The organism is Pseudonocardia wallangbongensis, assembly GCF_054486945.1.
On record NZ_JBRERS010000003.1, the window covers coordinates 216196 to 234784 of the forward strand.

Annotated in this window: 18 protein-coding genes; 10 read left to right on the plus strand and 8 right to left on the minus strand. The window is 73.1% G+C overall.

Going from position 1 to position 18589, the window contains the following annotated elements:
- Positions 1-20 precede the first annotated feature (20 nt).
- Complete coding sequence (gene tcuA, locus ACU436_RS12410; RefSeq protein WP_459024702.1) at positions 21-1484, minus strand: FAD-dependent tricarballylate dehydrogenase TcuA; 1464 nt, start codon at positions 1482-1484, stop codon at positions 21-23.
- Positions 1485-1565: 81 nt separating this feature from the next.
- On the opposite strand from tcuA, the gene ACU436_RS12415 reads away from it, so the two are divergent.
- From ACU436_RS12415 to ACU436_RS12435, 5 genes are all read left to right on the plus strand, one after another.
- Positions 1566-2621 carry a Bug family tripartite tricarboxylate transporter substrate binding protein gene (locus ACU436_RS12415; protein ID WP_459024704.1) on the plus strand — a complete coding sequence of 352 codons (1056 nt, stop codon included), beginning with the start codon at positions 1566-1568 and terminating at the stop codon, positions 2619-2621.
- Positions 2621-3112, plus strand: coding sequence for a tripartite tricarboxylate transporter TctB family protein (locus ACU436_RS12420; protein WP_459024706.1), 492 nt, complete (start codon positions 2621-2623; stop codon positions 3110-3112). Before ACU436_RS12415 ends, ACU436_RS12420 begins: the two co-directional genes overlap by 1 nt.
- Entirely contained in the window at positions 3112-4614 is a 1503-nt protein-coding gene (locus tag ACU436_RS12425) for a tripartite tricarboxylate transporter permease (RefSeq protein ID WP_459024708.1), read from the plus strand. Before ACU436_RS12420 ends, ACU436_RS12425 begins: the two co-directional genes overlap by 1 nt.
- 16 nt (positions 4615-4630) lie before the next feature.
- Positions 4631-5158: a signal peptidase II gene (locus ACU436_RS12430; RefSeq protein ID WP_459024709.1), complete on the plus strand. Its 528-nt coding sequence runs from the start codon at positions 4631-4633 to the stop codon at positions 5156-5158.
- Positions 5159-5532: 374 nt separating this feature from the next.
- The gene (locus ACU436_RS12435; RefSeq protein ID WP_459024711.1) at positions 5533-5688 is read left to right on the plus strand and encodes a hypothetical protein; all 156 of its coding nucleotides are present in this window, start codon (positions 5533-5535) and stop codon (positions 5686-5688) included.
- 57 nt (positions 5689-5745) lie between these two features.
- Here the strand turns inward: ACU436_RS12435 and ACU436_RS12440 are convergent, their stop codons facing one another.
- A complete protein-coding gene (locus ACU436_RS12440; protein ID WP_459024713.1) occupies positions 5746-6384 on the minus strand; it encodes a DUF1707 SHOCT-like domain-containing protein in 639 nt (212 codons plus the stop codon).
- Between the two features lie 70 nt (positions 6385-6454).
- Between ACU436_RS12440 and ACU436_RS12445 the strand changes: the two genes are divergently transcribed.
- Together ACU436_RS12445 and ACU436_RS12450 are read left to right on the plus strand one after the other, a co-directional pair.
- On the plus strand, positions 6455-6889 hold the full coding sequence (locus ACU436_RS12445) for a pyridoxamine 5'-phosphate oxidase family protein (RefSeq protein WP_459024714.1): 435 nt from the start codon (positions 6455-6457) through the stop codon (positions 6887-6889).
- Positions 6890-6906: 17 nt separating this feature from the next.
- The gene (locus ACU436_RS12450; RefSeq protein ID WP_459024716.1) at positions 6907-8094 is read left to right on the plus strand and encodes a mandelate racemase/muconate lactonizing enzyme family protein; all 1188 of its coding nucleotides are present in this window, start codon (positions 6907-6909) and stop codon (positions 8092-8094) included.
- Here ACU436_RS12450 and ACU436_RS12455 read toward each other — a convergent pair.
- Genes ACU436_RS12455 through ACU436_RS12475 form a run of 5 tightly spaced genes read right to left on the minus strand, consistent with a single transcriptional unit; the run spans position 8015 to position 12839 of the window.
- Positions 8015-8782 carry a DUF1638 domain-containing protein gene (locus tag ACU436_RS12455; RefSeq protein WP_459024718.1) on the minus strand — a complete coding sequence of 256 codons (768 nt, stop codon included), beginning with the start codon at positions 8780-8782 and terminating at the stop codon, positions 8015-8017. The two genes, ACU436_RS12450 and ACU436_RS12455, sit on opposite strands and share 80 nt — an antisense overlap.
- Positions 8727-10544, minus strand: coding sequence for an ASKHA domain-containing protein (locus ACU436_RS12460; RefSeq protein ID WP_459024719.1), 1818 nt, complete (start codon positions 10542-10544; stop codon positions 8727-8729). The genes ACU436_RS12455 and ACU436_RS12460 overlap by 56 nt, the downstream gene beginning before the upstream one ends.
- Positions 10541-11404 carry a dihydropteroate synthase gene (locus tag ACU436_RS12465; RefSeq protein WP_459024720.1) on the minus strand — a complete coding sequence of 288 codons (864 nt, stop codon included), beginning with the start codon at positions 11402-11404 and terminating at the stop codon, positions 10541-10543. The genes ACU436_RS12460 and ACU436_RS12465 overlap by 4 nt, the downstream gene beginning before the upstream one ends.
- Before the next feature lie 2 nt (positions 11405-11406).
- Positions 11407-12072, minus strand: coding sequence for a corrinoid protein (locus ACU436_RS12470; RefSeq protein ID WP_459024722.1), 666 nt, complete (start codon positions 12070-12072; stop codon positions 11407-11409).
- A complete protein-coding gene (locus tag ACU436_RS12475) occupies positions 12069-12839 on the minus strand; it encodes an IclR family transcriptional regulator (protein WP_459024724.1) in 771 nt (256 codons plus the stop codon). Before ACU436_RS12475 ends, ACU436_RS12470 begins: the two co-directional genes overlap by 4 nt.
- A 126-nt stretch (positions 12840-12965) precedes the next feature.
- On the opposite strand from ACU436_RS12475, the gene ACU436_RS12480 reads away from it, so the two are divergent.
- The 3 genes from ACU436_RS12480 to ACU436_RS12490 all read left to right on the plus strand — a co-directional run bounded on the left by ACU436_RS12480 (position 12966) and on the right by ACU436_RS12490 (position 17814).
- Positions 12966-14405, plus strand: a complete 1440-nt coding sequence (locus tag ACU436_RS12480) for a trimethylamine methyltransferase family protein (RefSeq protein ID WP_459024726.1) — start codon at positions 12966-12968, stop codon at positions 14403-14405.
- Between the two features lie 185 nt (positions 14406-14590).
- Positions 14591-16540, plus strand: coding sequence for a vWA domain-containing protein (locus tag ACU436_RS12485; RefSeq protein ID WP_459024728.1), 1950 nt, complete (start codon positions 14591-14593; stop codon positions 16538-16540).
- A complete protein-coding gene (locus ACU436_RS12490) occupies positions 16540-17814 on the plus strand; it encodes an ABC transporter substrate-binding protein (RefSeq protein ID WP_459024730.1) in 1275 nt (424 codons plus the stop codon). The genes ACU436_RS12485 and ACU436_RS12490 overlap by 1 nt, the downstream gene beginning before the upstream one ends.
- A 29-nt stretch (positions 17815-17843) precedes the next feature.
- Here ACU436_RS12490 and ACU436_RS12495 read toward each other — a convergent pair whose 3' ends face one another.
- The gene (locus ACU436_RS12495) at positions 17844-18587 is read right to left on the minus strand and encodes an SDR family NAD(P)-dependent oxidoreductase (RefSeq protein ID WP_459025688.1); all 744 of its coding nucleotides are present in this window, start codon (positions 18585-18587) and stop codon (positions 17844-17846) included.
- Positions 18588-18589: the final 2 nt, after the last annotated feature.

Sequence of the window (18589 nt, forward strand, 5' to 3'; positions counted from 1 at the left end):
CCGCTCCGGGTGACATCCCATTACGCCAGCATTCCCGCGCGGCGCCCGAACACCACGCCCGAGGTGAGCCCGCTGCCGCCCGGGTAGTTGCCGCTGAACAGCCCGCCCAGCATCTCGCCGCAGACGAACAGGCCGGGCAGCGGCGCGCCCGCGGCGTCGAGCACCCGGCCGGAGACATCGGCGCGCAGCCCGCCGAACGTGAACGTGATCCCGCAGGTCACGGGGAAGGCGTAGTACGGCGGGGTCTCGCACGGGATCGCCCAGTTCGACTTCGGCGGTTCGACGTGGGCGCTCCGGCCGTCCTTGACGGCGAGGTCGAGCGGGACGTCCCGGTCGACGCCAAGGTTGAACCCCTCCACGGTGCGGGTGAGCGCCGCGGCGTCGACGCCCATCCCGGCCGCGAGCTCGGCGAGGGTGGAGCCGGTGACGACCGACGCGCCAGGCATGTCGTACTCCTCGACGCGCAGCTGCGGGCGGGTGGTGGCGTCGAAGACCTGGAACGCGAGCCCGTCGGGCTGGGCGAGGATCCGGGCGCCGTACTCGGCGTACGTGTAGTTGCGGAAGTCGGCGCCCTCGTCGACGAACCGCTCCCCGCGCTTGTTGACCATGATCCCCAGCGGGTAGCCGCTGCGGGTGAGCTGGTTCGTCAGTTCCCGATCGCCCTCGTTGCCGGGGAACCAGGCGTCCCAGGCCACGCTGTGGCAGCTGCCCCAGTCGCCGTACGGCGCGGCGCCGGCGGCGAGGGCCGCGGTCAGCATGTCGCCGGTGTTGAGCGGGGTGCCGCGCACCTTGGCCCGGCCCCAGTCCTCGCCGAGATGGCGTCGGCGCAGGTCGCGGTCGGCCTCGAAGCCACCGGCGGCGAGCACCACGGACTCGGCGCGGACGGTGCCGGTGTGTCCCTCGGCGTCCCGCCAGGTGACGCCGGGGCCGTCGGGCAGCAGGTCGAGGGCGCGGGTGCCGTAGCGGATCTCGACGCCGGCCTTCTCCGCCGCCGCGGTGTGCTGCTCGATCAGGCCCTTGCCGCCCCCGGTGCTGCCCACCGCGAGCCCGCCCCAGAACACCTGCCGCCCCTGCGCGTCCGGGTACGCCTGCCGCTCGTACATCAGCCGGTAGCGCAGCCCCTTGCCGTGCAACCAGCGGACCGCGTCCTGGCTCTCGCCCACCAGCACCTCGGTGAGCACGGGGTCGTTGCGGCCGCCGGTCACCTTCGCGATGTCGGCGGTGAACTCCTCGGCCGGGTACGGCGGCAGGACGCTGACCCCGTGCCGCTCGTCGGCGTCGAGCAGGTCGGACACGTCGGCGAGCCCGCCGTGCGCGATCCGGATGGCCCCGGCCGTGAAGTAGCTGTTGCCGCCGGCCTGCGCCGGTTCGCCCTTCTCCAGCACCAGCACTCGCCGGCCTCGTTCGGCCGCGGCGTGCGCGGCGGTGAACCCGGCGTTGCCACCGCCCACCACGACGACGTCGACGTCCATCTCCTCGTGCATGCGCCCTCCGCTTGTCAGTCCGTGCACATCACTGTATACAGCGGTCGACAGTACGGTCGAGCGCGCGACGGGGGACCGGTGATGGAGCCATCCGGAACGACCGCATCCGGAACGACGGAGGAGCGGGCTCCTCGAAAGCGCCTGGGACGCAGCGGGGTGGTCGCGCTCGCGGCGGCGGTCGCGGCGACGGCCGCGGTCGTGCTCACCGCGCCCGCCGAGAGCCGGGGCGGTGAGCTGGCGGACGTGCTCGGCGACGAGCAGCTGCGGATCATGGCCCCGGCCGCGCCCGGCGGGGGCTGGGACCAGACCTCGCGCGAGATGCAGAAGGCCCTGCGCGAGGTCGTGGGGCGCACGGAGGTCTACAACGTCGCCGGTGCCGGCGGCACGATCGGGCTCAGCCAGTTCGTCCGCCACGAAGGCGACCCGGCCGAGCTGATGACGACCGGGCTGATCATGATGGGTGCCGTCGTCGCCAACGGCTCGCCGCACTCGCTCGCCGACACGACCCCGCTCGCGCGCCTCACCACCGACTACCAGGTCGTGGTGGTCGCCGCCGACTCCCCGCTCACCGACGTGCCCGGCCTGGTCTCGGCGATGCAGGCCGACGTCGCAGCGGTCTCGATCTCCGGTGGGTCCGCCGGTGGCGTCGAGCAGATCATGGCCGGGCTGTTCGCGCAGGCCGTCGGGGCCGACCCCGCGAAGGTCAGCTACGTCGCCCACTCCGGCGGCGGCGAGGCACTCACCACCGTCCTGTCCGGGCGGTCGACGATCGGGATCTTCGGGCTCTCGGAGATCGAACCGCAGATCCAGGCCGGCACGGTGCGCGCGCTCGCCGTGTCGAGCGCGGAGCGCCTGCCGTCGCTGCCCGACGTGCCGTCGCTGAAGGAGTCGGGGCTGGACGTCGTCGTCGAGAACTGGCGCGGGATCGTCGCCCCCGCCGGCATCTCCGACCAGCAGGAACAGGCGCTCGAGGACATGATCGTCCGGATGGCGCACACCGACTCCTGGCGCGATGCGCTCGCCAAGCGCGGGTGGGGCGATGCCCTGCTCGCCGGTCCGGAGTTCGAGGAGTTCGTGAAGTCCGAGCAGGAGCGGGTGTCACGGGTGCTCTCGCAGATCGGGTTGGGGGGCAAGTGATGGCCGACGAGGATCAGCCGGTCCGGGCCGACCGGCACACCGTGCTCGCGACGGCCGCGTTCGGCGCGCTGCTGCTGGTCGCCGCCGTGCTCGTGATCGTCGACGCCGTGCGGCTACCGGCCACCTCGGCCGTGGTCGGACCCGCCGCCGTGCCGCTGCCGGTCGGCGTGGCGCTCGGCGTGGTGGGCGCGTTGCTGCTGGTCGACGCCCGCCGCAAGCTCCCGCTCGCCGGAGCCGGCGAGCCGTGGCAGTCCCGGGCCGGGCTGCGCGTGCTCGGGCTCGTCGCGGCGCTGGTCGGGTTCGCGCTGCTCCTGCCGCTCCTGGGCTACGTCGTCACGGCCACCGCGCTCTTCGCCGCCGCGGCACTGCTGCTCGACGCCCCGCGCGACTGGCGGGTGCTCGCCTGGGGCTGGGCCCTGTCCGCCGTCGTGTTCCTGGTGTTCGACCGCCTGATCGGGCTCACGCTGCCCGCCGGCCCCTGGGGGTTCTGATGGATCAGGTGTCCCTCCTCCTCGAGGGCTTCGCCGGCGCGCTGACCCCCGAACACCTGCTGTGGGCGTTCCTCGGCGTCACGATCGGCACCGCCGTGGGCGTGCTGCCCGGCATCGGCCCCGCGCTCACCGTCGCGCTGCTGCTCCCGATCACGTTCCGGCTGGAGCCCTCCAGCGCCCTGATCATGTTCGCCGGCATCTACTACGGCGGGATGTACGGCGGGTCGACCACGTCGATCCTGCTCAACACGCCCGGCGAGAGCGCCTCCATGATCTCGGCGCTCGAGGGCAACAAGATGGCGCGCGCCGGGCGGGCGGCCGCGGCGCTGGCCACCGCGGCACTGGGCAGCTTCGTGGCCGGCACGATCGGCACCGTCGCGCTCACGTTCCTCGCGCCCGTCGTGGCCGACTTCGCCACCGACTTCGGCCCGCCGGAGTACGTCGCGCTGATGGCCGTCGCGTTCGTGACGGTCAGCGCGCTGCTCGGCCCCAACCTGCTGAAGGGCTTCGCGAGCCTGCTCGTCGGCGTCACGATCGGGTTGATCGGCATCGACGCGCAGACCGGGCAGCCCCGGCTCACCTTCGGCATCGACGCCCTGCTCGACGGCATCGACGTCGTGATCGTGGTGGTGGCGCTCTTCGCGCTGTCCGAGGCGTTCGGGCACCTGCTCACCGGCACCGGGCACTCCACCGTCGAGCCGCTGCGCGGGCCGGCCGTGCTGTCCCGCTCCGACTTCCGGCGCTCCTGGCCCGCGTGGCTGCGCGGCACCGTGTTCGGGTTCCCGATCGGGAGCCTGCCCGCGGGCGGTGCCGAGGTGCCGACCTTCCTGTCCTACGCCGCGGAGAAGCGCCTGTCCCGCCACCCCGAGGAGTTCGGGAAGGGCGCGATCGAGGGCGTCGCCGGGCCGGAGGCCGCCAACAACGCGGCCGCGGCCGGCGTGCTGGTGCCGCTGCTCACGATCGGGCTGCCCACGTCGGCCACCGCCGCGGTGATCCTCACGGCATTCCAGTCCTACGGGCTGCAGCCGGGCCCGCAGCTCTTCACCGAGTCCGGCGCGCTGGTCTGGACGCTCATCGCGAGCCTGTACGTCGGCAACGTGATGCTGCTGGTGCTCAACCTGCCGCTCGTGCGGATCTGGGCCCGGCTGCTCGAGATCCCGGCGTACGGCATCTACGCGGGCGTGCTGGTGTTCGCGACGCTCGGGGCGTTCGCGGCCGGCGGCACCACCGTCGACCTGCTGGTGCTGTGCGGGCTCGGCCTGCTCGGGCTGCTGATGCGCACGGCGGGGGTGCCGGTGGCGCCCGCCGTGGTCGGGCTGATCCTCGGCCCGCTCGCCGAGCAGCAGCTGCGCCGCGCGCTCACGCTCTCCGAGGGCGACCCGTCGATCCTGCTGTCCTCGCCCATCACGGTGTTCCTCTGGGTCGTGGTGCTGCTGGCGCTGCTGACCCCGCTCCTGCTGCCCGTCGCCAAGCGCCGCCGCCGCGCCCTCACCGGGCCGTGACAGTATCGAGCGGGTGATGGAGCAGCAGGCCGCGACCGCCACGCGCGCGCAGCGGTGGACGCGCGGTGCACCGTGGATCGCGGTCGGCCTCGCACTGGTGGTGCTGGCCGTCGACCAGCTCTCCAAGCTCTGGGCCACCACGAACCTGACCGAAGGCGAGCGGCTGCCGCTGCTCGGCGACGCCCTGGGCATCAAGCTGATCTACAACCCGGGCGCCGCGTTCTCGATCGGCGCGGGCAGCACGTGGATCTTCACCATCGTCGCCGCGGGGGCCGTGGTGGCGGGCGGCTGTTACGCCTGGCAGGTGCGCTCGCGTCCGTGGGCGGTCTGCATCGGCCTGCTGCTCGGCGGCGCCGTGACGCACCTGCTCGACCGGCTCTTCCGGGCGCCATCGTTCGGCCAGGGGCACGTCGTCGACTTCATCGCCTACTTCGACTGGTTCATCGGCAACGTCGCGGACATCGCGCTCTTCGCGGGCGGCGTCCTCCTGCTCGTCCTGTCCTGGCTCGGGTTCACGCTGCGGCCCGCCGCGCCGGCCGAGTAGCGCCAGTACGGCGGCCCAGACCAGGACGGCCGGGGCACGGACGCCGTCGACGACGAGCCCGCCGCAGAGTGCGTCGAGTGCGATGGCGGCGTTGAAGACCCCGGCGTAGAGCGACGACACCATCTCGCGGGCCTGCGGTGCGGCGGCCGTCATCCAGTTCTGCGCGGTCACCGGCACCCCGCCGTACGCGACGCCCCAGCCGACGACCGCGCCCACCGGCGGCCGATCCCGGACGAGGTAGACCTGAGAGGGGTTCGATCAAGACCGCACCCCGCTGACGTCGACATGATCATGAAATCCGGCGCCGCGATGCTCCCACAACTGGTCACGGTCAAGATCGCGAGTATCGGTTGGCCATTGTCGTGGGGGCAGCCATGGGCAACCGATACTTCGGATCATGCCCGCGCATCGACGGCATCGGCCCCGCGCCGCCGATCAGCAACATGATCACGATCTACAGCTTTGGTACTGGTTCTCCGGCCGTGATCTTCTTCTGCCGGGCCGAGCGCGGGACGCCGGTCAGGCGCTGATCCGGGTGGCGGCGCGGACCGTTCGGTGGTCCGCCGGCGACGACGAGCCGGCCGGCCCTACCGCCACCACCAGCGGGTGCGGCGCGGCGGGCGGATCTCCACCCCGCCTGCCCGCACCGAGCCGCGGATGCGGAACAGCGGGCCCTGCGGTGCGTCCGGGCGGTGTCGGAGGCGGTTCTCGACGCCGGAGAGGGTGGCCTGCAGGTCGCCGTGCTCCACGCGGGCCCCGGCGGGCAGGCGCATCTCCACCGAGCCCGCCACCACCTCCAGCTCGACGTCGACGACGTCGTGCGGGATGTCCGCCTCGGTGAAGTCGAGCTCGGCGGAGCCGAGGGTGATGCGCACGACCAGGTGCGCCGGCACGTCCCAGGCGCCCCGGCGGCTGACCGAGCCCAGCATGCAGCGGATCCCGTCGCCGCTGCCGGTGTCGCTCACGGTCGCGGCCGGCCGGTGGACGGGAGGGCGGGCGGGCATCGGGACCTGCGCCGGTCGCTCCGGGTGGGTCAGGCCGGGCAGGTCGAGCAGCACGGCGTTCAGCTCGCCGCGGGTGTGCGCGGCGAGGGCGGTGTCGACGCGGCGGGTGAACTCGTCGAGGTCGAGGAGGCCGGTGCCGGTGGCCCGCTGCAGCAGCCCGACGACGTGCTCGCGCTCCGAGTCGGAGACACGCAGGAACCGGGCGGCGGACTCGTCGGGCACATCCCTACCGTAGCCATCCGGGAACGGCCGGGTGACCGACCGTGTTGGTGATCATGATCGAGGGGTTTGAATGAGCGATACGAGGACCGGCGTGGAGTTCACCGCGGCCGATCGGGAGTTCCTGGCCACGCCCCGGATGGGTTTCCTCACCGTGCCCGACGGCACCGGGTTCCCGCAGCCGCGGCCGGTGTGGTTCGAGGTCACCGAGGACGGCCTGGTGCAGGTGTTCTCCGAGGCCGCGTCGCCGAAGATCCGGCGGCTGCGCCGGGACCCGCGGGCGTCGATCGTGGCGGCGGGCGACATCGACGAGCCGGCGAGGTGGATCGCGGTCAGCGGCAGCGCGACCGTCGAGGAGGACGGCGTCCCCGAGCTGGCGGACCGCCTGGCACACCACTACTGGGACCTCGACGACCCGGCGAAGGCCGCGGAGTTCCGGGAGCTCATGCAGCTGGACCTGGTCCGCATCGTCATCCGGCCCGAACGGATCAGCCGCTACGGGGGCTGACGGCTATCGTCGGCCGCATGAAGGTCGTCGCTGTCGAGACGGTTCGCGTCGAGGACTTCCCCAACCTGCTGTGGGTGCAGGTGCACACCGACGACGGCCTGGTCGGGCTCGGCGAGACGTTCTACGCCGCGCGCGCGGCCGAGGCCCACGTGCACGAGACCGTCGCCCCGTACCTGGTCGGGAAGGACCCGCTGCGGATCGAGGCGCACAACCGGGCCCTGCACGGCTACGTCGGCTACAGCGGTTCCGGCGCGGAGACCCGCGCCCGGTCGGCCGTCGACATCGCCCTGTGGGACCTGCTCGGCCAGGCCACCGGGCAGCCGCTGCACGTCCTGCTCGGCGGCATGACGCGGCCCCGCGTGCGGACCTACAACACCTGCGCCGGCCCGGCCTACGTCCGCGGCGCCGGCGGGCAGAAGGTCGCGAACTGGGGGCTGGCCGAGGGCCGGTACGAGGACCTGCACGCCCAGCTGCACCACCCCGACGCGCTCGCCGAGGACCTGCTCGAATCGGGCATCACGGCGATGAAGATCTGGCCGTTCGACCCGTACGCCGAGGCGCACGACGGCGCGCTCATCACACCCGGCGAGCTGGCGAAGGGGCTGGAGCCGATCCGCCGGATCCGCGACGCCGTCGGCGACACGATGGACGTCATGATCGAGCTGCACGCCCTGTGGGACGTGCCGACGGCGATCCGGATCGCGCACGCGCTCGAGGAGTACACCCCGTTCTGGATCGAGGACCCGGTGCGCGCCGACGTCGTCGACGGGCTGTCGGCCGTCGCGGCCGCGACACCCACCCGGGTGGCGGCGGGGGAGACGGTGGCCGGGGTGGAGGCCTTCCAGCGGCTGCTGGCGGAGCGGGCCATCGGCGTCGCCACCGTCGACGTCACCTGGTGCGGCGGCCTCACCGTCGCCCGCAAGGTGGCGGACGCCGCCGCGGCCCGCGGCGTGCCCGTCGCCCCGCACGACTGCACCGGCCCGGTCGCCCTGACCGCCTGCACCCACCTGTCCACGGCCGCACCGAACGCGCTCCTGCAGGAGACCGTGCGCGCGGCCTACCTCGGCTGGTACCGCGACCTGGTCACCGAGCTCCCGGCCGTCGCCGACGGGCACATCACCTCGCTCACCGGGCCCGGGCTCGGCACGGCGCTGCTGCCGGATCTGAAGGACCGGCCGGGCACGGTGGTGACCACCAGCCGCTGAGGAGCCGCTCCAGCTCGGCCTCCAGCCCGGCCTCGCCGACGTCGACCACCTCCAGCGGAAGGCGCAGGAATGCGGCCGCGCGCTCGGCGGCCGCCCGGATCCGCGGCACCGGGTGCTGGGCGAGCCAGACGACGCGCCGGTAGTGGCGGAAGTACTCCTCGCGCAGCTCGGGGTGGCGGTCCAGGCCCAGCTCCCGGAGCACCGACCGGTCGAAGGAGAGCGCGAGGTAGTCGGTGAGCACGTACGTGCCCGGCTCGTCCTCCAGGAGCGCGCGCATGCGCTCGGCGCCGGCGAAGGTGTCGTAGCAGCTGGAACCGCGCAGCCGCGGCACGCCGAGCCGCTCGCACACCTCGTCGAGGGCCCCGTACGTCCCGCAGTCGGCGTACGCGACGGCGACGGCGGCGTCGGTGGCCAGCAAGTCGGCGACCCGCTCCTCGACGGCGGCCGCGATCCGCTCGGGCCGGTTGTGCAGGAGCGGCGGCAGCGGATGGACGTCGAGGGCCCACCCCCGCCGCGAGGCGACCGAGGCGATGTGGGAGGCGATGGCCCCGCAGGCGACGACCGCGGTCCGGGGAGGTTCAGGAAAGCCACATTCATGAACCTGGAGTACATGAATGTGGCTTTCCTGAACTTCACGTGGGGAAGGCCAGCTGGTCGATGAACCTGTCGTTGAAGTCCTCCCGGTCACTGAGCTCGACGTAGCGCACCTCCTCCAGCAGGGCCTCGGCGGCCGCCCGCTCCCGTACCGAGAGCAGGGCCATCTTGGCGCCCTCGCCCGCGACGTTGCCGGCGCTGACGATCCGCACGACCGGGATCCCCGGGACGAGGCCGATCCGGACGGCGGCGGCGGGGGACAGGTAGCTGCCGAACGAACCGGCCAGCAGCACCTGCGCCACGTCTGCCGGGTCGAGCCCCAGCTCCTCCGCGAGCAGCCGCCAGCCGGTGGCGATCGCGGCCTTGGCGAACTGCAACTCCCGCACGTCGCGCTGGGACAGGTACACGCCGGGCGCGAGCACGAACACGCGTTCCTCGCCGACGAGCTGCAGCCGGTCGGCGAGCCCCGGCCGCTGTGCCTCTGCCGCCTCGCGGGTCAGCAGGCGTCCCGAACCGTCCAGCAGCCCGACGTTCAGCAGCGCGGCGACGGCGTCGACCAGCCCGGACCCGCACAGCCCCACCGGCACGACGTCGCCGATCACCTGGACCGCCACGTCCTCGTCGGAGATCTTGACGCCCTCGATCGCGCCCGGCGCGGCCCGCATGCCGCAGCGGATCTGCGCGCCCTCGAACGCGGGACCCGCGGGCGCGGCCGTGGTGAGGACGCGCTCGCCGTCGGACAGCACGATCTCGCAGTTCGTGCCGACGTCGACGAACAGGCGGACGCGCTTGTCGCGGTCCATGCCGGACGCGAGCGCGCCGGCGACGATGTCCCCGCCGACGTACGCGCCGAGCGCCGGGAACACGTACGCACGCGCGGCCGGGTGCAGGGCGAGCCCGAGGTCGCCGGCGCGTAGGCCCGCGAACGACCGGGTGGACATCACGAACGGCGCCACCCCGAGCGGCTCGGGGTCGATGCCGAGCGCGAGCGCGGTCATCGTGGCGTTGCCCGCGACCGCCACCTCGTAGACCTCCGCCGGCTCGACCTCCGCGCCCGCGCAGAGCTCGTGGGCCAGCTGGTTCAGGGCGTCGCGGGCGTGCGCGGTGAGCCGGCCGAGCGCCTGCGGGTCGAGCATGGTGGCGCTGATCCGGGTGATCACGTCGCCGCCGAGCGGCTGTTGCGGGTTGAGGATCGACGCGACGCCGGTCGGCGTGCCGGTGGTGAGGTCGAGCAGCGTGGCGACGACGGTGGTGGTGCCGAGGTCGAACGCGATGCCGAACATCCGTCCGGTGGTGTCGCCGGGTTCGACGTCGATCAGCACGTCGTCGACCAGCACGGCCGTCACGCGGAAGTCCGCCGCGCGCAGGGCGCGGGGCAGGGCGCGCAGTGCGTGCAGGTCGACCGCGGGCTCCAGGTCGTCGAGCGCGGCGAGGAGCCGCTCGAGGTCGGTGCGCTGGTCGGTGAGGGTGGGTTCGGGCAGCTGCACGCACCGCTTCTGCACCGCGGGACGCAGGATCACCTGCCGCCCGACGCCCACCGTGGCCGCCTTCGGCCGGGTGACGAGCGGCGGCACCGTGACGCGGACGTCGCCGGTGGCGGGTGCCCGGCAGGCGAGCCGCCAGCCCGCGCGCAGCTCGTCGGCGTCGAACGCCCGCGGGTCCAGCCGCGAGACCGGGACGTCCCCGTCCGTGACGCGGACCTTGCACTTGCGGCAGGTGCCGTGCCCGCCGCAGGTGGAGTCGATCGCGATGCCGTTCCAGCTCGCGGCGTCGAACAGGGTGACGCCGGACGGCACCCGCACCTCGCGGGCCCGACCGCCGTCGACCTCGTAGGAGATGCGCACCCGGTCGTTCATGACGCCGCCTGCTGCTTCTTCGCCCGGTGCGCGGCGATCCAGGCCGCGCCCCACTCGTCGTTGCCGAGCAGCAGGTCGGCGGCCTTGACCGCCTCGACGATCTGCGGGGTGCGCACGTCCATGACCGCGCTGGTGAGCCCGCACCGCATCGCCATCGGCAGGAACGCGGCGCCCAGCGCGTGCCGGTCCGGCATGCCGAACGACACGTTGGACGCACCGAGCGTCATGTTCAGGCCGAACTCGGAGCGGATCAGCTCGATGGTGTCGAGGGTCTTGCCGACGAGCGTGGAGTCGGCGCCGATCGGCATGGCCAGCGGGTCGATCACGATGTCGGACAGGGGGATGCCGTACTCGCCGACCGCGATGTCGACGATCTTGCGGGTGATCTCCAGCCGCTTGTGCGGGTCGTCGGGGATCTCGTCCTCCTCGTTGGGGAGGGCGATCACGGCGGCCCCGTGCTCCTTGACGAGCGGCAGGATCGCGTCGAGCCGCTCCCGTTCGCCGGTGACGGAGTTGACCAGCGCCTTGCCGCGGTAGGCCGCGAGACCCGCTTCGAGCGCCTCGACCACGGACGAGTCGATGCAGAGCGGCAGGTCGGTGAGCTCCTGGATCATGGTGACGGCGCCGGAGAGCAGCTCGGCCTCGTCGGCGAGCGGCACCCCCATGTTGACGTCGAGCATCGTGGCGCCGCCCGCCACCTGCTGCTCCACGTCCACGGCGATGCGGGAGAGGTCACCGGCGCGCAGCCGCTCGGCGAACAGCTTGCGGCCGGTGGGGTTGATCCGCTCGCCGATCAGGCAGAACGGCTGGTCGGGGCCGAGGACGACCTCGCGGGTGGCGGAGCTGACGGTGGTGTGCACGGCTAGACTCCGACCATCGCGCGCTTGCCGGCGATGAGCTCCTTGGCGCGGCGCACGGCGGTGGAGGCGTCCGCGGCGTACCCGTCGGCGCCGACGGCGTCGGCGTACTCCTGGGTGACGGGGGCGCCGCCGACCATGACGATCACCTGGTCGCGCAGGCCGGCCTTCTGCAGCGCGTTGATGTTGGCCTTGAACATCGGCATGGTCGTGGTGAGGAACGCGGAGAACCCGACGATGTCGGGCTTGTGCTCCAGCACGCCCGCCACCACCTTCTCCGGTGAGACCTGCACGCCGAGGTCGATGACGTGGAAGCCGGCGCCCTCGAGCATGATGTTGACCAGGTTCTTGCCGATGTCGTGCACGTCGCCCTTCACGGTGCTCATCAGGAAGGTGCCGACGGTCCGGGCGCCGGTCTCGGCGAGCAGGGGGCGGAGCCGGTCGAGCGCGCCGGCCATCGCGCGGCCGGCGATGAGCATCTCCGGCACGAAGAAGTCGCCGCGTTCGAAGCGCGCGCCGACCTCCTCCAGCGACGGGATGAGCGCCTCGAACAGCATCGTCTCCGGCGCCATCCCGGTGTCGAGGCCCTGCTCGGTGAGCTCCAGCACCCGGGGCGCGTTGCCGACGAGGGTCTCGTCGTAGAGCGCCCGAAGGATCTCCTCGCCGGTCATGCGGACACTTCCCTTCCCAGATGGTGGCCGAGCTGGGCGGAGAGCCCGCGCAGCTCGTGGACCAGTACTTCCCCGAGCCGGGTGATCCCGTGGTCGTTGATGCGCGTGGTGGGGCCGGACACCGAGACCGCGGCGATCACGGCCCCGTCGACGCCCCGGACCGGGGCGGCCACCGCGCCGAGCCCGACCTCCAGCTCGTCGAGCGAGACGGCCCAGCCGCGCCGGCGCACCTCGACGAGCATGTGCTCGAGCGTCGCCCGGTCGACGGGGGAGTGTGCGGTGCGCCGTTCCAGGTGCCCGGGCGGCAGCGGCAGCGCCCCGTACGCGTAGAGCACCTTGCCCAGCGCGGTGCAGTGGGCCGCCACGTCGACGCCGACCCAGTTGGTGGATCCGAGCAGGTACCGGCTGTCGATCTGCGCGATCTGCACGACCTCCCGGCCGCGCGGCACGGACAGGTTCACCGTCTCCTCGGTGGTCTCGCTGATCCGGTCCAGCGTGGGCCGGGCGAGCTCGACGAGGTCGTGCAGCGCGCTGGGGCGGGCGGCGTAGATCGAGAACAGCGCGCCGGGCCGGAACGCGCCGCTCTGGTCGCGCTGCACGAGCCTGCTGCGCTCCAGGGCCTGCAGCAGCCGCGAGGTGGTGGACTTCGCGAGCCCCAGCTCGGCCACGAGCGAGGTGAACGTCCGCGGCGCGCCCGACTCGACCACGAGCGCGAGCAGCGCGCTCGCACGGTCGACGGCCTGGCTGCCCAGTTGTTGAGTCGGCATCGCCCGAGTCCGTTCCCACAAGAGTTCCATGTTATGGAACCAGTGTTCCGAGGAATGCCGTTAGGATCCTGCCGGCACGGGTCCTCGTCAAGGCCCGTTTTCCGGGGAGTTCCGCAGGGGGTCTGCATGTTCCGCAACGCCATGCCGCGCTACGAGATCCTTTCCGGGGAAGCGCTGACCACCCTCGAGGGTGGGTGGCGACGGATCGTGAGCGAGATCGGTGTGGAGTTCGATTCCGAGCGCGCGCTGGAGCTGTTCCGGCAGGCCGGTCAGAAGGTCGAGGACCAGTGTGTGATCTTCGATCCGGACTTCGTCCTGGAGCAGGTCGCGAAGGCGCCGCGGTCCTTCGACGTGCAGGCGCGCAACCCGGCTCACACGGTGCACATCGGCGACGACTCGATGGTCTTCGGCAGCGTGTACGGGCCACCGTTCGTGCGCGAGGGTGACGTCCGCCGCGACGCGCACCTCGCCGACCTCCACTCGTTCGCCAAGCTCGCGCAGAGCTTCGACGCCATCGACTCCGCAGGTGGGGTGGTGTGCGAGCCCGAGGACACGCCGCTCGACTCGCGGCACCTCGACATGACCTACGCCCTGCAGACGCTCACCGACAAGATCTACATGGGCAACGTCGTCTCGGGGGCGAACGCCCGCGACACGCTGGCGATGACCGAGATCCTCTTCGGCGGCCGCGAGGCGATCGAGGCCACTCCCGCCACCATCTCCCTGATCAACTGCAACTCCCCGTTGCGGTGGGACGAGCGGATGCTGGAAGCGCAGTTCGAGTACTCCGCGGCGGGCCAGCCGGTCGTGCTCACCCCGTTCCTGTTGATGGGTGCGATGTCGCCGGTTTCCATTCCGGCGACGCTTGCGCAACAGATGGCCGAGGCGCTCACCGGCATCACGTTGTCACAATTGATCAGGCCGGGGGCACCCGTGATCTTCGGGTCGTTCCTGTCGAACATCGACATGCAGTCCGGTTCACCCTGTTTCGGAACACCCGAATCGGCTATCGGGTTGCTCTGCACGGGTCAGATCGCCCGGCGGTTCGGCCTCCCGGTGCGTTCCGGCGGCGGGCTGACGTCCAGCCAGACCCCTGACGCGCAGGCCGGCTACGAGAGCCTGATGACCATGCTCCCGACGTTCCTCGCGGGCATCAACTGGGTCATGCACGCCGCCGGCTGGCTGGAGGGCGGGCTCGTGGCGTCGTACGAGAAGTACGTGCTCGACGTCCAGGTGCTGGAGATGCTGCAGCAGGAGTTCACGCCGCTCGAGATCGACGAGGCGTCGCTGGCGTTCGGCGCCCACGACGAGGTGCGCCACGGCGGGCACTTCCTCGGCGCCGCCCACACCATGGAGCGCTTCCGCACCTGCTTCTACCGCCCGTTCGTCAACAGCTCGGACAACTACGACCGCTGGATGCGGGGCGGGGGGAAGGACGCCGCGGCCCGCGCGGCCGACGTGGCGCGGAGGAAGCTCGCGGAGTACGAGCCCCCGCCCCTGGACGAGGCGGTCCGCGAGGAGCTGGCGGCGTTCGTGACGCGCCGGAGGCGCGAACTGGGGGACTAGCAGCGCCCGCCCGCTGGACGAACGGCACGTTCGTCCAGCTCTATCGGACGAGAGTGCCGTTCGTGCAGCGGGGGCCTCACCGGGATCCGGGTCGTGACTGTCGTACCTCTTGAGTACGGTGGGTGACCGATCGGGCGATGGCGCGTTCGTCCGTTCACTCGACGCCGAGGAGCGGGGGGCAGCGCGTGACCGACGCGGGGGATGGGGGTTCCGCGTCCGGTCCGTCCCGCCGCCCGTCCACGCCGGGCGAGCGGGCAGCGGGGTTCGGGATCGCGGTCCTCGGCATCGTGCTCGTGGCGATCACGCCCAACCCGCCGGAAACGATCATCCACTGGGTCCAGATCATCGGCGGGGCATCGCTGACGGCGTCCCTCGTGGCGTTCGCCGGCTGGCGGGAGGTCAAGGACGAGGCGCTGCCGTGGATCCTGAAATGGCTGAAGAACGGTGCCGTCCCGATCGGCGTGTCGATCGTGCTCACCGCGGTGCTCGCCGTCGGGGTGCCACCGGCCCTGGACGTGGTCCACGGCCTCTCCGTGCGGCTCCTCGGCTGCTCGCCGGCCACCCAGCTGCGGGTGGTGGCGAGCCCGGAGACCGTCACCACGGCGCGTCAGCTGGCGAGCGCGTACGAGCGGTGGACCGCCGCCGAGGACTACGGCTGCCCCGCCGTCGACGTCTACGTGTACGCGGGCCCGGTCGGGGAGATCCGCGCCCGGATGGGCTCGGCCGACGGGTGGTCGGACGAGTCCGGCGCCCTGAAGGAGATCGGGCCGCGGCCCGACGTCTGGCTGGCCGGCACGAGCCACGAGCTCACCGGCCTGGGTGGTGCCGGCGCCGGCGGGGCGGTCGCCGCGAGCACCCCGATCGCCGTCTCGCCGGTGGTGCTGGCGGTGCCGGCCTCGACCGACCCGGGCCCGGACCGGGGCGCACCCTGGGCCAGCCTGTTCGCCCGCCTCACCGATCGGGGTGTCGGGGTCGTGCGGGCCGATCCGAGCACCACGGAGCTCGGGCTGCTCGCCACCGCGATGCTCTACGGGCAGGGCGGCCGGGACGGGCCCCCGAGCCCGGACCGGCTCGAACCGCCCGAGGTCGAACGGCGCATCGCGCAGTCGCTCGACCAGGGCGCCTTCCCGCTCACCGACACGCTCGGTCTGCTGTGCCGGCACCGCACCCTGGGGTCGCGGGCCGCGATCGTCGCCTCCGAGCAGCAGGTCGTGCGGTACAACACGGGTGCGCCGCTCGGCGGGTCGTGCCTCTCCCGCACGGACGAGCCGGGCCGCCTCGTCGCGCTGTACCCGTCGGACAGCCGGGGCCTGGACCACCAGTTCGTCCGCCTGTCCTGGAGCGAGCCGCCGCAACAGGAGGCCGCCGCGCGGTTCGGGGAGTGGCTGCGCACCGACCCCGGACGGGAGGCGATCGTCGCCGGCGGCCTGCGGCCCGTGGGCGCGTACTCCGTGGGGTCGGGGCTCACCACGTCGGGCATCGATCCCGGTGCGCTCCCGGCCGTGGCGCCGATCCCGCCGCAGCAGTGGGACGCCACCCGCGCGGCGTACGCGGCCGCGGAGCGGCGGGGCCGGGTGATCTTCGCGTTGGACACGTCCGGGTCGATGGCGGCCGCCGGGCCGGAAGGCCCGAGGTCGGTCGTCGCCGCGGGCGCGGTCTCCGCGGCGCTGGGGCAGATGGGCCCGCGCGACCGGTTCGGCCTCTGGTCGTTCCCGGACGCCGCGGGCACCGGGCCGGTCGAGGCCCTGCCGGTCGGCCCGTTCGACCCGTCGCGGCTCGCCACCGCCCGTCAGCTGCTCTCCCAGGTGCGGCCGGGCGGGAACACCCCGCTCTTCCGCACCGTGATCGACGCGGCCGCAACCCTCGAACCGGACGACCCGGCCCAGGTCGATGCCGTCGTCGTGGTCACCGACGGGGAGGACACCAGCAGCGGTGTCGGCGCCGGCGCCGTCACCGAGGCGCTCGCGGGCAGCGGCGTGCGGGTCGTCGTCGTCACGATCGGGGAGATCCGCTGCTCCGACCCCGGCCTCTCCGCGGTCACCACGGCCACCGCGGGCGAGTGCCTCGACGCCGACCTGACGAACCTCGACACCACGCTGGGCACCGCCACGGCCGGGCTCTGGGGAGGTCGTTGATGATCCGCATCCCGCGCGGACCGCTCGTCTGGACGTGTGCCGGTATCGCGGCGGGGCTGGCGGTCGCCCTGGTTGCGACGGTCCTCCCGGGCCTGCTCACCGACCCGGACGCGCTCGAGGACGGCCCGATCGTCATCCTCACCGGCCGCGACGACAGCATCGGCGGGCAGCGCCAGCAGCTGGTCAACCAGTGGAACCAGGTGCACCCGGACAACCAGGCCCGGATCGTCGAGCTGCCCGCCCTCGCCGACGCCCAGCGGAGCGAGATGCTGGCCAGGGCGCAGGCCGCGCGCGGCGAGGTCGACGTGTTCAACCTGGACGTCACGTGGACGGCCGAGTTCGCCGAGAACGGCTACATCCGCCGCCTGGACGAGTCCCGGCTCTCCACGAGCGGCTTCCTCGACGGGCCGCTCGCCACCTGCCGCTACGGCGGCCGGCTCCGGGCGTTGCCCTTCAACACCGACGTCGGGCTGCTCTACTACCGGTCCGACCTGGTCGAGGAGCCGCCACGCACGTGGGACGAGCTCGAGGAGCAGGTCGAGGCCGCTCGCACCCGCACCGGGAACGCCGTCGACGGGTACGCGGGGCAGTTCGCCGACTACGAGGGCCTCACCGTCAACGCCCTGGAGGCCGTGCGGGGCGCCGGCGGGTCGATCGTGGACGACGCGGGCGACGTCGTCGTGCGCGACCAGCAGGCCGCGATCACCGAGGGCCTGGAACGGCTGCGGGTGATCGCGCCGACCGGGGTACCCGAGCTCGACGAGGACGCGAGCATCCAGCTGTTCCAGTCCGGGCGCGCGCTGTTCATGCGCAACTGGCCGCGGGCCTACCGGTCGCTCACCCAGGACCTGGAGGGGTCGGCCCCGGTGCGGTTCGGGGTCGCGCCGCTGCCCGGCGGCACCGGCGTGCTGGGCGGGCAGAACCTGGCGGTCTCGGCCCACTCCGAACGCCCGCGCGCGGCGCAGGCCCTGATCGAGTTCCTCACCGGCGACCGGAGCCAGCAGATCCTCTTCGAGCGCGGCGGCCTGCCCGCCACCCGGTCGGTGGTGTACTCCGACCAGGCCGTCCGCGACCGGTACCCGTACGTCGAGATCCTCGAGGAGGCGCTCGGCACGGCGAAGCTCCGGCCCACCCAGCCGCACTACGCTCGGTTCAGCGAGGTGTTCCGCGCGGCCGTCACCGGTTACCTGCGCCAGGGCGAGCTCCTGCCGGACGACCTGCAGGCGCAGCTGGAGGCGGCAGCGCAAGGCCGCCTGACCCCAGGCGACGGGTGACGGTCGGCGCTCGGCGCCGGGGCGGGGCCTCAGAGACCGGGCGGGTCGTAGCGGCCGTCTACCGCCGTCCAGCCGCCGTCGACCGTCAGCACGCTGCCGGTCACGAAGCTCGCCGCGTCCGAGGCCAGGTACACGACGGCCCCGGCCAGCTCGGACGGCTGCGCCCACCGGCCGAGCGCGCTCTTCGCCGCGTAGGCGGCCTCCCACGTGGGGTCGGCGCGGATCTGGGTGGTCAGCGGCGTCTCGACGACGCCGGGCGCGATCGCGTTCACCCGCACCCCGCGCGGCCCCAGCTCCGCGGCGGCCGTGCGCAGCAGTTGCACGAGGCCGGCCTTGGTGGCCGCGTAGACCCCCTGCCCGGGCTCGACCGTGACGGCCCGGATCGAGGTGAACCCGATGACCGACCCGCGGCCGCGCTCGGCCATCGGGCCGCCGAACGCCCGCACCAGGTCGAACGATGCCCGCAGGTTCAGGTCCACGACCCGGTCGAACTCGCTGTCGGCGTAGTCCAGCAGCCGTTTGCGCACGTTGGTGGCCGCCGTGAACACCAGCACGTCGACGGTGCCGAGCTCCGAGGCCGCGCGGTAGAGCGCCTCCCGGTCGAGGACGTCCAGCTGGTAGGGGGTCCCGGCCCCGGTGGAGGCCGCGGCGTCGGCGTCGCGGTCGGCGCAGACCACGTCCGCGCCGTGCGCCGCCAGCGCGCGGGCCGCCTCGCGCCCGATCCCGCTGCCGGCCCCCACGACCACCGCGCGGCGGCCGTCGAGGGAGAACATCC